The 12,498-nt window shown below is 43.4% G+C and carries 14 protein-coding genes; 10 read left to right on the forward strand and 4 right to left on the reverse strand.

Annotated elements, in window-relative coordinates; all coding sequences use genetic code 11:
- The first annotated feature begins 127 nt into the window (after positions 1-127).
- Positions 128-436: a DUF4870 domain-containing protein gene (locus tag J2736_RS04725; RefSeq protein WP_310224024.1), complete on the forward strand. Its 309-nt coding sequence runs from the start codon at positions 128-130 to the stop codon at positions 434-436.
- 62 nt (positions 437-498) lie between these two features.
- Here J2736_RS04725 and J2736_RS04730 read toward each other — a convergent pair whose 3' ends face one another.
- The gene (locus J2736_RS04730) at positions 499-1,257 is read right to left on the reverse strand and encodes an MBL fold metallo-hydrolase (protein WP_310224026.1); all 759 of its coding nucleotides are present in this window, start codon (positions 1,255-1,257) and stop codon (positions 499-501) included.
- A 254-nt stretch (positions 1,258-1,511) separates the two neighbouring features.
- Here J2736_RS04730 and J2736_RS04735 point away from each other — a divergent pair, with 254 nt between their 5' ends.
- The 6 genes from J2736_RS04735 to J2736_RS04760 all read left to right on the forward strand — a co-directional run bounded on the left by J2736_RS04735 (position 1,512) and on the right by J2736_RS04760 (position 7,620).
- Complete coding sequence (locus J2736_RS04735) at positions 1,512-1,772, forward strand: hypothetical protein (RefSeq protein ID WP_310224028.1); 261 nt, start codon at positions 1,512-1,514, stop codon at positions 1,770-1,772.
- A 230-nt stretch (positions 1,773-2,002) separates the two neighbouring features.
- Entirely contained in the window at positions 2,003-2,980 is a 978-nt protein-coding gene (gene cyoA / locus J2736_RS04740; protein WP_310224030.1) for a ubiquinol oxidase subunit II, read from the forward strand.
- Positions 2,981-3,020: 40 nt separating this feature from the next.
- Positions 3,021-4,985, forward strand: coding sequence for a cbb3-type cytochrome c oxidase subunit I (locus J2736_RS04745; protein ID WP_310224032.1), 1,965 nt, complete (start codon positions 3,021-3,023; stop codon positions 4,983-4,985).
- Entirely contained in the window at positions 4,985-5,599 is a 615-nt protein-coding gene (gene cyoC / locus J2736_RS04750) for a cytochrome o ubiquinol oxidase subunit III (RefSeq protein ID WP_310224034.1), read from the forward strand. The genes J2736_RS04745 and cyoC overlap by 1 nt, the downstream gene beginning before the upstream one ends.
- Positions 5,600-5,929, forward strand: coding sequence for a cytochrome o ubiquinol oxidase subunit IV (cyoD, locus tag J2736_RS04755; RefSeq protein ID WP_310224036.1), 330 nt, complete (start codon positions 5,600-5,602; stop codon positions 5,927-5,929). It begins immediately after the preceding gene.
- A 209-nt stretch (positions 5,930-6,138) separates the two neighbouring features.
- Positions 6,139-7,620, forward strand: a complete 1,482-nt coding sequence (locus J2736_RS04760) for a L,D-transpeptidase family protein (protein ID WP_310224038.1) — start codon at positions 6,139-6,141, stop codon at positions 7,618-7,620.
- A 74-nt stretch (positions 7,621-7,694) separates the two neighbouring features.
- Here J2736_RS04760 and J2736_RS04765 read toward each other — a convergent pair whose 3' ends face one another.
- A complete protein-coding gene (locus tag J2736_RS04765; protein WP_310224040.1) occupies positions 7,695-8,810 on the reverse strand; it encodes an aminopeptidase in 1,116 nt (371 codons plus the stop codon).
- Between the two features lie 170 nt (positions 8,811-8,980).
- On the opposite strand from J2736_RS04765, the gene J2736_RS04770 reads away from it, so the two are divergent.
- Together J2736_RS04770 and J2736_RS04775 are read left to right on the forward strand one after the other, a co-directional pair.
- The gene (locus tag J2736_RS04770; RefSeq protein WP_310224043.1) at positions 8,981-9,523 is read left to right on the forward strand and encodes a hypothetical protein; all 543 of its coding nucleotides are present in this window, start codon (positions 8,981-8,983) and stop codon (positions 9,521-9,523) included.
- Complete coding sequence (locus J2736_RS04775; protein ID WP_310224045.1) at positions 9,513-10,670, forward strand: MFS transporter; 1,158 nt, start codon at positions 9,513-9,515, stop codon at positions 10,668-10,670. Before J2736_RS04770 ends, J2736_RS04775 begins: the two co-directional genes overlap by 11 nt.
- A gap of 50 nt (positions 10,671-10,720) precedes the next feature.
- Here the strand turns inward: J2736_RS04775 and udk are convergent, their stop codons facing one another.
- Together udk and J2736_RS04785 are read right to left on the reverse strand one after the other, a co-directional pair.
- On the reverse strand, positions 10,721-11,356 hold the full coding sequence (gene udk, locus J2736_RS04780; protein WP_310224047.1) for a uridine kinase: 636 nt from the start codon (positions 11,354-11,356) through the stop codon (positions 10,721-10,723).
- Positions 11,357-11,467: 111 nt separating this feature from the next.
- Complete coding sequence (locus J2736_RS04785; protein ID WP_310224049.1) at positions 11,468-11,785, reverse strand: hypothetical protein; 318 nt, start codon at positions 11,783-11,785, stop codon at positions 11,468-11,470.
- 323 nt (positions 11,786-12,108) lie between these two features.
- On the opposite strand from J2736_RS04785, the gene J2736_RS04790 reads away from it, so the two are divergent.
- On the forward strand, positions 12,109-12,489 hold the full coding sequence (locus J2736_RS04790; protein WP_310224051.1) for a hypothetical protein: 381 nt from the start codon (positions 12,109-12,111) through the stop codon (positions 12,487-12,489).
- Positions 12,490-12,498 lie beyond the last annotated feature (9 nt).

Below are 12,498 nucleotides of genomic sequence, written 5' to 3' on the forward strand. Positions count from 1 at the left end.
GAATTATCAACCGAAGGTCAATTTCGTGCAGCGAAAATAATTTGAGTTTTGTCCAAAAGGGTAGTGAATAGCTGCTGGTTTCTGAATATAATGGAAGAGTAAACTCTGAGAAGATGAGGTGCTGTCCATGTACGATTCCACAGATATTCAAAGTAACAAGGGAATGGCTATTCTTGCGTACATTTTGTTTTTCATCCCATTAATCGCTGCAAAAGAATCTAAGTACGCTGGCTACCATGCTAATCAAGGTCTCACATTATTCCTAGCATGGGTCATTGTGAATGTCGTACTCGGCATTATTCCGTTTATTGGTTGGATCCTACAGCCGATTGCGAACTTGGCTCTGGTTGTTTTGGCTATTCTGGGCATTGTCGCGGCAGCCCAAGGTCAAGTCAAGCCACTTCCCATTATCGGCAGCTATACACTTCTGAAGTAGATCATACATAACAGTAAGGGCTGACTATCCGTAGATCATCTACGAAGGTCAGCCCTTTTTATTTAAGCTTTGAGGGTGTTTGCAAGTTCAGCGATTCGTTGGTTTGCATGATCTGTGTAAAGTCCACCGTGATAGCATAGTACTTGATCGATATCGAATTGTGCGTACTTTTTTAGGGATTGAAGAGCTAAAGAGTAATCGGAGCAATAGGCTGGTTTAGGCCCTTCCAGAACGCCATCCACAACGACCATGGAATCAGCGGCTAGCAGCGTTTTACTCTTTTTATGATATAGACTTAAATGCCCTGGAGTATGACCTGGTGTTAAAATGACAACGATGCCACCGCATCTGTCGATTTCTTGCCCATCTTCCAAAATAGTATCTACAGGAGCCTTTGGTGGATTCTCAAGGTTACGCCGAAAGGCATCACGAGTCTCAGGTGTGGTGTCCGCAGGTAAATTCGCTAAAGCACTTTGGATAGATGCGGGGGTTATTTTGATTAACATGGTATCCCCTTGAATATAGGGCTTTTCCAATTCTGAAGCGTACACTTTTATCGGATGCGTTATCGCTTGTAGAAGAGAAGGGAGACCACCGATATGATCAATATCCTGATGGGTAATGAGAACGGAATCCAGCTTAGATAAAGCGACACCTAGGTTCTCCAACGTATTGCGCAGGAGTGGTAGTGTGCCTGGAAAACCCGTATCCACAAGAATAGCTCCTTGTTCATCTAGGAGTAACGCGGGATGAATGACATTGACTTGACCCATGATAGGAACCGACAGGGCAAGGGAATAAAGTCCTTCTGAAATTTGCATGCAATAACCTCCGATTAGGAATGATAAATGTGAGAGACATGGAGATATCATATCTATCGGATTAAATAAAGTCAATAAAATATTTAATTATAACATAAATTAATTGTAATGTCAAGTCGTAAGTTTTCGGGCTCTATTTCAATAAAATTTTGTCCAAATTTTGATCATCGTGTGAATAAAATATGAACAAAATTAAGATTTTGTGTTATACTATTTATGAAGCACTTACATTTAAGTCAGGAGTTGTGATGACAATGTCAAATAGAGCCGTTTCCGTGAAATCAGTTGAACGTGTTGAACGAGATGTAATGCCATTAGTGAAATTAATGACGTTTGCTGCGTGGGCGTTGCTTGCTATAGGTTTGGTTCTTAGCTTAGTTAGTTTAGAGAGCTTCAGTGATACCAACACGACATTAATGGTTGGCATTGGGTTCATGGTAGGTAGTGTCCACATTTATGTGATTCGTACAGCGATTCATTTGGTTCATTCTCGCAATATTGCCAAAGGTGAATGAGAACGAGGGTTCGGTGGAATACTAGGCAAGCCTTTCAAGTCTAAAACTTGGAAGGCTTTTTGCTGTTCATATTTTTCCAGCAGAGTCAACAAACGTTCTGTGACATTTGTTTTACATTACTACGTCGAACCGTTGACGTATTTGTTAAGTTGACTTTGTGATGGTGAACTTTGATGAACAAGATGATATGTTGATAACAGGTAGGATTTGTTGATTGGGAGGTTAAGTGGATGAAGAAGAGAAAGCTTGTACAAGCAGGGATGCTCTTCATGATGGTCGCCATCATCGTAGTACTTTCTGGCTGCAGCCAAGCTATGGTGTTGGATCCTAAAGGACCCGTAGGTGCTGAGCAAAGAGATTTGATTGTGATTGCAACCATTTTATGCGGGGTAATCCTCGTTCCAGTTCTTGCACTAACAGCTTGGATTGTATGGCGATATCGCGATAGCAAAAGTAATAAGGCATCGTATAAACCCAATTGGTCTCACAGCACCTCACTCGAAATTGTATGGTGGACTGTGCCGATCATCATTATTGTCACATTGGCTGTTGTTACGTTGAAGTACACGTACGCATTAGAGCCTTCAAAGCCTTTGAAGTCGGATAAAGAACCAATCACTATTCAAGTGACTTCACTTGATTGGAAGTGGCTGTTTACCTATCCTGAGCAAGGAATTGCCACAGTAAATTACTTGCAAATTCCTGAAGATACACCGATTAAGTTTGAGCTTACATCTGATGCGCCAATGAACTCCTTCTGGATTCCACAGTTAGGTGGGCAAATTTATACCATGTCTGGTATGGCAATGACACTCTACCTGCAAGCAGATGAGATTGGACATTATTTCGGTACAGGAGCGAATTTCAGTGGAGAGCACTTTGCTGATATGACATTCGATGTGAATGCAACTTCGAAAGAAGATTTTGATTCCTTCATTGAGAAGACGAAGAAAGTACCTACGAAATTAACCAAAGAAGGTTACGAGGAGCTAGCAATGCCGGGGAAATCTGGCGTGAAGTATTTCTCTTCGGTTCCAGAGGGGCTTTTTGAACAAATCGTAAACAAATATACGAATGGTCAGTCCGTTCACAATGGTCACGGTGCTGGTCATGATACGAAAGATACCAAAGACACGAAGGACACGAAAAAAGAAAGCTCTATGGATCATACACAAATGGATCATAGTCAGATGAATATGTCGAAGTAATTGGATATCGATCAAAGTTTCACGAAAGGGAGATCTGCTCATGCTGGATAAAATAAAAGATTTTTCATCCGAGTTTTTCGTAACGGGCGATCCAATGATTCTAGGAGCTCAGGTCAGTATCGGGCTCTCGTTAGTAGCCATGGTATTCGTACTCACCTTTTTCCGAAAATGGGGTTGGCTATGGCGTGAATGGTTGACAAGCGTTGACCATAAGCGAATCGGGATCATGTATATTATCTGTTCGTTATTAATGTTATTCCGCGGTGGTGTAGATGCACTTCTAATGAGGTTGCAGCTAGCGGTTCCAGATAGCCAGTTCTTACAACCAGATCACTATAATCAAATTTTCACAACGCATGGTGTCATCATGATTTTATTCATGGCGATGCCGCTCATGTTTGGTTTATTCAACATTGTTGTTCCTCTGCAAATCGGAGCGCGCGATGTCGCATACCCTTTCTTGAACTCACTGAGTTTCTGGATGTTCTTCTGGGGCGCTATGCTATTCAACGTTTCATTCGTAATTGGTGGTTCACCAGATGCTGGTTGGCTCAGCTATCCGCCACTTTCCGAATTGTCACATAGCCCAGGAGTGGGCCAGAACTTCTACATTTGGGGCATTCAAATTTCAGGGATCGGGAGTTTGGCAACAGGAATTAACTTCATTGTGACCATTTTGAAAATGCGTACACCAGGTATGAAATTGATGAAAATGCCCATGTTTACGTGGTCCGTATTTTCAAGCTGCATTATGATTATCTTTGCTTTTCCAATCTTAACAGTGACACTTGCTTTACTATTCTTAGACCGCTTCTTCGGTGCTCATTTCTTCACCTTGGACGGCGGCGGAAATCCGATGATGTATATCAATTTAATTTGGATGTGGGGCCACCCTGAGGTTTACATTGTGGTGATTCCAGCCTTCGGGATTTTCTCCGAAATCGTATCAACGTTCTCGAAGAAGAAGCTGTTCGGCTATAAATCGATGGTATTCGCGATGTTAATCATCAGCTTGCTGTCCTTCTTTACCTGGGCGCATCACTTCTTCACGATGGGATCCGGGGCGGACGTGAATGCTTTCTTCGCGATAAGTACGATGCTCATTGCAATTCCAACGGGGGCAAAAGTATTTAACTGGCTCTTCACGATGTTCCGAGGAAAAATTCGGTTTACAACACCGATGCTATGGACGATTGCCTTTATTCCATGTTTTGTTGTTGGGGGAATGACAGGGGTCTTGTTATCTGTTGCTCCTGCTGATTTTCAATTCCACAATAGCTATTTCTTGATCGCGCATTTCCATCAAGTGTTAATTGGTGGGGTAGCGTTTGGATATTTCGCAGGACTTTATTACTGGTGGCCGAAAATGTTCGGCTTCAAGCTGAATGAACATTTAGGCAAATGGGCGTTCTGGGTGTGGAACATCGGTTTCTATGTATGTTTCATGCCGCAATACTTCCTAGGTCTAGACGGAATGACGCGTCGTACCTACACATACAGCTGGGATATGGGCTGGGGCCCGCTTAACATGGTTTCAACGGTCGGCGGTTTCTTAATGGGTCTTGGTTTCATTTTCCAAGTATGGCAAATCGCTCACTCCATTAAGTTCAGAGAACAAGATGTTACGGGTGATCCGTGGGATGCACGAACGCTGGAATGGTCCATTCCTTCACCAGCACCACTGTACAACTTTGCAGTATTGCCTAAAGCAGAAGTCGCTGACGCTTGGTGGGAAGCGAAGCAAGGTAAAAAACAACCGAAACCAACGTCGTATGAACCGATTCATATGCCTAAAAACTCAGCAATTCCGTTTATTATATCGTTGTTATGGTTCTTTGCTGGCTTCGGATTCGTCTGGGATTGGATGTGGCTAACCATTCCTTCATTAATTGGTGTTGCCATCTGTATGATTGCTCGCTCCTTCAGCTATGATACGGATTACTATATTCCAGCGGATGAAGTGAAGAAGACAGAAGAGGCCGCTTGGAAAGGAGTGAAGGTGTAATGGCACACACAGCTGCACATGGTGCACACGACCATGGACACGATCACGAGCAAGAGCATGAATCGCTCAAAACGTTTGGATTTTGGATATTCCTAATCACAGACGTCATTTTATTCGGCTCGCTATTTGCGACCTATATCGTTCTTCACCAAAATACGAATGGCGGACCGACACCGGAAGAGTTATTCAAGATGCCGGGTATTATTGCAGAAACCTTCATCTTGCTGACGAGTAGTTTTACAAGCGGTTTGGCTGTACTCGGTATGCACAAAGGAAATCTGAAGCAATTGATCGGTTGGTTGATTGTGACCGTAATATTAGGAGCCTCATTCGTAGGATTAGAGGTCTCCGAATTTATTACCATGGTTAACCATGAAAGTGCAACAATCAGCACGAGTGCTTTCTTATCCGCCTTCTTCGTATTAGTGGGTACGCACGGTCTGCACGTTTCCGTTGGTTTGCTTTGGATGATTGGTTTAATTTTTCAATTAAAACGCCGCGGGATTACAACCGTTACGAAACGTAAAGTAGCGATCATTTCCTTGTATTGGCATTTCCTTGATGTCGTTTGGATCTTCGTATTTACGGTCGTCTATCTCATGGGGGTGATGTAAGTGAGCCAACCACATACACAATCTCATAACAATCACGAATCGCATGGATCATTGAAATCGTATATCATCGGTTTTGCGTTATCGATCATTCTGACCATCATTCCACTTGTTGTTGTCATGAACCATATGCTTGAGAAAACAGGTACATTAATACTGATTTTAGTTATGGCTGTTTTGCAATTTGCTGTGCAATTGTTCTTCTTCATGCATCTCAAAGAAGGCGAGAATGCACGGTGGAACATCATGGCGCTGCTATTTGGTCTAGTTATTCTAGTAACCATCGTTGCCGGTTCCATCTGGATCATGACCTATAATACAGTCGCGCATTAATTAGTTAATAGCATGAAGGATTAGACGTTCTCAGCCACTCTGTTTAAAGGTGGCTGCGGGCGTCTTTTCTGTTCTTAACACACGGAAAGCCCCCGATGAGTAAAAGGGTTGTCTTTTCAATCCATTTCATGATACATTATGTATCAGAGATACTAAACGTATCAAGCATCATGGAAGACAAGCTATATTTATGAACGGAGAGGAGCCAAATGATCCGACGAAACCAACGATTCCGTAATCAACTCGATGATCACCTCGTTCATTTGCACAAGAATTTGTTCATTAGTCATGCTGATCCACAGTATCATGAGAAGGTCATTCGTTATTTGGATGCGAATTCACCAGAATCGCATTTCAATCTCGGGCAGAAGTTTCGTGAGAGAGGGAATTTGAAGAGAGCTAGGTTTCACTATACGGAAGTGCTCAAAACCTATCCTTCGCCATTTTATTCGGCTGCAAATCGTGCGATTCATCTCTTAGATGAGCAGCAGGCTGCTCACCTAGCGAATCTAGAGATGACATTGCCCGTGAAGCCAAAGCCCTTATTGCCCCCTTTTATGAAAATGCTGTTGCTTGTCCTTCTGATTCTCAATGTAATCTTGGTAACGTTCTTTGCGGGTAATCAAACGATTTCTAGGACGATTAGCAAAATGAAGGTATGGGGAGTAGGCACGCAGGTGACCTACGAAACGGTGGACAAGCCGTTTATCCTATATCTCTCGCCAGAAGCTTCACATGCTGAAATCGAGAATATGCTTCATGATCAAGCTTTGGTTTTGGCAAAAGAAATACCGAAAGCTGCGATTCTGATCTATGGCATAGTCACAGCAGATAACAGGGATCAAGGGAAAACCATGCTGCTGACCAATGAGGAGGATATGAAGCGTGCAAGTGTCCTTGCTACTTATCAGCCTGAGGCAGATGGCTTGGTTCACATCCGGTTTTTGAACCCTGAATTTGAAGAGCACCAACCGCTTAGCGCGTTTGGTGCTAATTTAGTTCGAACAGCCTTGGAATCGTATCGTAAGGATATCGGACACACTCCCGCTCATATAGATGAACTCTTACAGGCCTATCCCCACAATTATTTGAGCTTTATCCCCATCGAAGCGGTTTCTGGATTGAATGAAATCAAAGCCAACTACGATGGTGAAGGGGGATGGGTGTATGACCCGAAGTCACCAGATATTGCGCATATGTTTTATGCGAATGCAACAAACGGGGCAAGCGTTCCTTATGATCCTGTCCATCTCGAGATAGATAAAGCCGCGTATCATCTAAAGCTCGTAAGCGGCCCCTATCTACTTTGGGATAAAGAAATAGGCCTTGGTGCCAACGGAAGCACGCCAGATGGCGAATTTCGGGTCGTAGACCGCGTGAAGCAGCCTCAAGGGAAGACAAGTCAAAGTTACGGTGAAGCAGGCTTAGGACTAGGCGCAATCGCTTTACATGGCACGTACGATGAGAGTTCGATCGGCGGAAATCTATCATTAGGTTGTATTCGTTTAACGAATGAGGACATTCAGCAGGTATTTCCTTTCGTTCCCAAAGGGGCCGAGGTGCGCATACAATCCAACGGGAGTACGCCAAACCTAATTGGTTTAGTGAAACAAACCTCGCTTCTTATTCCGTTACAAGCTCCCGCTCATAATGAATCTGCGGCGAACGTTATTTTCCACTGGCTAGGATAAAAAGCAGTTGAAGCTTACCGAGAGAATGCGCTCGGAAGACTCAACTGCTTTTTTAACATGCTGTAGGTGATTAACTACATTAAATTTTCTGGGTTTAGTTTTTCCAACTCTGGAATAACGAATCGACCGTCTTTACGAATAAGCACATCGTCGAAATAAATTTCGCCGCCGCCGTATTCAGGACGTTGAATTAATACCATGTCCCAGTGAACGGAAGAACGGTTCGTATTGTCTGCCGTTTCATAAGCTTGACCTGGCGTAAAGTGGATACTTCCGTCAATTTTCTCATCAAATAAAATATCTTTCATCGGATGTTGGATGTAGGGGTTCACACCAATTGCGAATTCGCCAATGTAGCGAGCGCCGTCATCTGTATCCAGGATCTCATTCAACTTCTTCGAATCATTACTTGTTGCGTTAATGATGCGGCCATTCTCGAAAGTCAGCACAATGTTTTCAAAAGAAGTTCCGGAGTAAATGGTGGGTGTGTTGTAACTAATAACACCATTTACGGAATCTTTCACAGGGGCGGTGTAAACTTCGCCATCTGGAATATTACGACGCCCGGAGCAAGGAACAGCACCGATATCTTTGATCGAGAAGCTGAGGTCCGTGTTCTTTGCTACCAATCGCACGCGATCGGTTCGGTTCATCAGATCAACAAGTGATTCCATGGCCTTTGCCATTTTGCTGTAATCGAGGTTGCAAACGTTAAAGTAGAAATCTTCAAATGCTTCTGTGCTTTTACCCGCTAGCTGAGCCATTGACGGATTCGGATAGCGCATAACGACCCATTTGGTGTTATTTATACGCTCATCAAAGATTGGGCGTTGGAAGTACTTCAGGAACAGCTTCATTTGTTCATCAGGTACATCCGAGGATTCTGTAATGTTATCGCCGCTGCGAACAGCCACATAAGCATCCATTTGTTTCATGCGAGCTAGCTCAATGTCCGACCAAGCGCTGAATTGAGCTTGTGTACCTTTCATTTGTAGGCTCCGTGTAATAGCTGGATCACGTAATTCGATGAATGGATTACCTCCAGCGGCATAAACTTCCTCGATCAAACATTTCGCAAGCTCAGGATCTCTTACACCAATCATTTCAATCAATATGTTCTCACCGGGCTGCAGGCTCACGGAATACCGAATAATGTTTCGGGCAAAAATTTGAAGTCTCGGATCTCTCATACGGTAGGTCTCCCTTAATTAAAAATATGTACTTATAAAGTATAACGCAACGCGTTGGCGTAATCCAATCGAGAGCATGGCTTCACAGAGTTGGAAGGGGTATACTACTTATAGGAGTTTGGATTTTCAATAAAGTCATCAAGATGTAAGGACAACTAGAGGAGGTAGCTATGGCACGAGATCAAATCAAAGTACCCTTTGGGTACGAACCCCCAGCCGAGTCCCAGAAAGGTACCGTCCTCGTATTTGAAACGTTCGAAGACTGGACAGCAGACGAGATCAGCGCGTGTATCGCCTGGGCGGAAGAAAGAAAGTTCGTACGCGCAATTTTTTATCCACAACATGAGGAAACACTGCGTAGGATGGAGATTCGGACAGAAATGCCCTATTATGCGCGTGTGAAACAGTTGGAGCAATTGTTAGAGGATGTAGATTCCACCCTGCAAATTGAATTGGACAAATGGGAAGGAAAACGCAAGAAGTACACGCCGCTGGATACGTCGTTAAGTTTTTTGACTGAGAAATCGCCGGGTCCTCACTTTATTTGTATGAGTGATCGCTATGCGAATCTTTTCGTTACCTACCCATCCTTCAAAGAGTGGATTAAAAAAGCAAGACTCGTCATATTTACGCAGTTCCGTGTGCCCCTTCATGGCAAGCTACATGACTATGCCGAGAGATGGGAAACGGTGGATTTCGGGAATGGTTCTTAAATTTTGGAAGTCTAATTATCAATTAACGACATTAATAATGGTGATTATCGTGGCAGGAATGAGCCAAGGGATGCTTCTGCCACTTCTCACGATTTTACTTGATCGCGCTGGTGTTTCAACGGATACGAATGGTTTAAATGCTGCGGCTTTATATATAGGAATCTTCGCGACGATGTTTGTCATCGAGAAGCCGGTACGACGATATGGTTACAAACCAGTCATTATGATTGGCATGAGCTTAATCATCATTGCGAATTGTTTGTTTCCCGTATGGCAACAGGTCGGTTTTTGGTTCGTCCTGCGACTGCTTGTAGGAATTGGCGATAGCGCCTTACATTTTGCTACACAGCTCTGGATTGTTGCGTCTAGCCCGAAAGAGAAGAGAGGACGCAATATCTCCTTGTATGGGATGGCTTATGGCGTAGGCTTTAGTATAGGGCCTTTAGGTATCACGTTATTAAAAGCGGGTATTTGGATGCCTTTCCTTGTGACAACCTGCTTCTTTCTTTTGATCTTAATCTTGCTAACGAAGCTAAAGAATGAAAAGCCTGAACGGTCAGAGCGTGCGGATGCTGCCCATAAACGAGCCACAACGGTCATTTCATTTGCATGGTTTCCGCTTATAACCTCTTTGCTGTTTGGCTATATGGAAGCAGCTATGAATAGCAACTTTCCTCTGTACGGTCTGCGAATCGGGATATCGGAGTCTACGATTGGGCTCTTACTCCCTGTCACAGGAATTGGTGGACTCATTATGCAGCTGCCTCTTGGGATATGGAGCGATCGTGTAGGTAGAAAGCCCATTCTAATGGGCACAGCCATCGTAGGGGCTATAGCGTTCGCTTGTGTGCCCTTCGTAGGGACAAACTTATGGGGACTTGGGATCTGTTTAGGTGTAGCAGGCGGCATGGTGGGGTCATTTTTCTCGCTTGGTCTTGCCTACGCGGCCGATATTTTACCAAGGCATTTACTGCCAACAGCCAATATCATTGCCTCGATTCAATATAGCGTAGGAAGCATCATCGGTCCCTTAGTTGGCGGAATGGCGTTGCACTATTTGAACGTATCCAGTATTTTTTACTTTCTTGCGCTGGTCTACTTGCTATTCGGTATCTCCGGTTTCATTTTTAGAGCGCGGACAGAATGAGAAAAAGCCACTTTCCCTATGAGGGAAGGTGGCTTTTTCTCATTTGAATACTAGCCAATTTCGTAATTAGCAGCTTGATCGGTCATATAGCGTTCTGTCAAAATGGTTAGCAAAGAGATGCCAATTTGATTTTCTCCGCCTTCCGGTATGATGATGTCCGCATATTTCTTCGAAGGCTCTATAAACGCATCATGCATGGGTTTAACTGTCGTCAAATATTGGTCGAAAACGGATTGTAATGAACGGCCGCGTTCGTTAATATCACGAGACAATCGACGAAGGATGCGAACGTCGGGATCTGTATCCACAAAGACCTTAATATTCAATGCGCTGCGCAGCTCTTCATCAGTTAGAACGTGAATCCCTTCGATCAGCACAATCGGCTTAACTTCAATATGGATCGTTTCTTCTGAGCGAGCATGTTGTGAAAAATCGTAGACAGGAATGTCGACAGCCTGCCCGTTTCTTAACTGCGTCAGATGCTGAAGAAGCAAATTATTTTCAAATGCACGAGGATGATCATAATTAATACGTTCCCGCTCTTCAAAAGTAATGCCGCTATGATGAAGATAATAATTATCTTGTGAAATTAAAGTCACATTCGTGGATCCGAGTTTTGTCATAATCGATTTCGCTACTGTTGTTTTACCTGAACCGGTACCTCCGGCAATTCCAATCACGAGCATGTAAGTAGTGCCTCCCCAAATAACTTGAAAACCTTCCTACGTAGTTTAACATAATGTGCACCTAAAAAGAAAAAGCGATCGAATATCGATCACTTTGGAGGGGCGAAGCAGTTATCGAACCTGCTTAGGTGTATGGAACTTCTCTTGATTAGCCCCGATATCTTGGGCTGCTTGGTTCAATTGTTCAAAGGTTTGCTTAATTTGCTGTCCGAACTGATCGTTGGCAAACTCAGCTAATTGTTGTTGGGCTTGTCTAACCTGCTGATCTGCTTGTACAAGGGCAGCTTGTGCGGACTGAATCGCATTCGGATTGGCTTCAGTTATAGCGACTTGCAGCTTATGCTGGGCATCTTGTGCTTGCAGGATAGCGTGATCAGCAGCATCAATGGCATGCTGAACTGGTTGTTGATGTTGATTAGTTCCTGTCATGGGGGAGGACCTCCTTAAGGTTCAAAAAAGATAAGGGAGAAGCTATGAAAAGCGACTTTACTACATTGCACCAAAACTGGGGAAATCATTCGGATTCGGGAAATGAAATTATTTCCTGGGTAAGCGCAAAATGTGAGCGTTATCAAGAAGATTCGACATTAATTGTCAGACAATTTCGAAAACACTAACTATTTGGATAATACGGATCTGTCTTACACATGTTTCCAAAATAAAAGTGGACAAATTTACTGATTATTCTTAAGCTAGAGAAGATAGCTTTTTGGCATGTTTAGACAAAAAAACATCTTCACGGGGGATGACAAATGAATAGATTCAAGAGTTTTTATTTGTTAACAGCGTTAACAATCGTTATTTCCGGCTGTAGTACAGCTAAAACGACTACGTCTACCACAAATACCTTTACACCTACGTTAGAGGTTGCTTACGTGGTTAAAGACGATACCGTGACCTTGGATCTCACAACGGATCTGAAGCTATCGAAGGAACATTATGATCAACAACGTGTGCAAGGTGAAGGTCATGTTCATATATCGTTAGATAAAGGTGAGAAGATTGTTGTTACAACGAATCAAAAGGTATTGGATCATTTACCCAAAGGGCCGCATGAAGTGAAGGTCTCCTTACATAATAACGACCATACGCCCTACGACGTAAGTAAAACAATTACGTTTGATGTGAAGTAGGTGTGAGTA

Origin of the sequence: Paenibacillus qinlingensis (assembly GCF_031455095.1) — a bacterium.
In the GTDB taxonomy this organism is placed as follows: Bacteria; Bacillota; Bacilli; order Paenibacillales; family NBRC-103111; genus Paenibacillus_E; species Paenibacillus_E qinlingensis_A.

Excerpts from the sequence above, each read along its gene's own strand:
- J2736_RS04725 (WP_310224024.1), top strand. The coding sequence starts at position 128 with ATGTACGATTCCACAGATATTCAAAGTAACAAGGGAATGGCTATTCTT.
- J2736_RS04730 (WP_310224026.1), bottom strand. The coding sequence starts at position 1,257 with ATGCAAATTTCAGAAGGACTTTATTCCCTTGCCCTGTCGGTTCCTATC.
- J2736_RS04735 (WP_310224028.1), top strand. The coding sequence starts at position 1,512 with ATGTCAAATAGAGCCGTTTCCGTGAAATCAGTTGAACGTGTTGAACGA.
- cyoA (WP_310224030.1), top strand. The coding sequence starts at position 2,003 with ATGAAGAAGAGAAAGCTTGTACAAGCAGGGATGCTCTTCATGATGGTC.
- J2736_RS04745 (WP_310224032.1), top strand. The coding sequence starts at position 3,021 with ATGCTGGATAAAATAAAAGATTTTTCATCCGAGTTTTTCGTAACGGGC.
- cyoC (WP_310224034.1), top strand. The coding sequence starts at position 4,985 with ATGGCACACACAGCTGCACATGGTGCACACGACCATGGACACGATCAC.
- J2736_RS04760 (WP_310224038.1), top strand. The coding sequence starts at position 6,139 with ATGATCCGACGAAACCAACGATTCCGTAATCAACTCGATGATCACCTC.
- J2736_RS04765 (WP_310224040.1), bottom strand. The coding sequence starts at position 8,810 with ATGAGAGATCCGAGACTTCAAATTTTTGCCCGAAACATTATTCGGTAT.
- J2736_RS04770 (WP_310224043.1), top strand. The coding sequence starts at position 8,981 with ATGGCACGAGATCAAATCAAAGTACCCTTTGGGTACGAACCCCCAGCC.
- J2736_RS04775 (WP_310224045.1), top strand. The coding sequence starts at position 9,513 with ATGGTTCTTAAATTTTGGAAGTCTAATTATCAATTAACGACATTAATA.
- udk (WP_310224047.1), bottom strand. The coding sequence starts at position 11,356 with ATGCTCGTGATTGGAATTGCCGGAGGTACCGGTTCAGGTAAAACAACA.
- J2736_RS04785 (WP_310224049.1), bottom strand. The coding sequence starts at position 11,785 with ATGACAGGAACTAATCAACATCAACAACCAGTTCAGCATGCCATTGAT.
- J2736_RS04790 (WP_310224051.1), top strand. The coding sequence starts at position 12,109 with ATGAATAGATTCAAGAGTTTTTATTTGTTAACAGCGTTAACAATCGTT.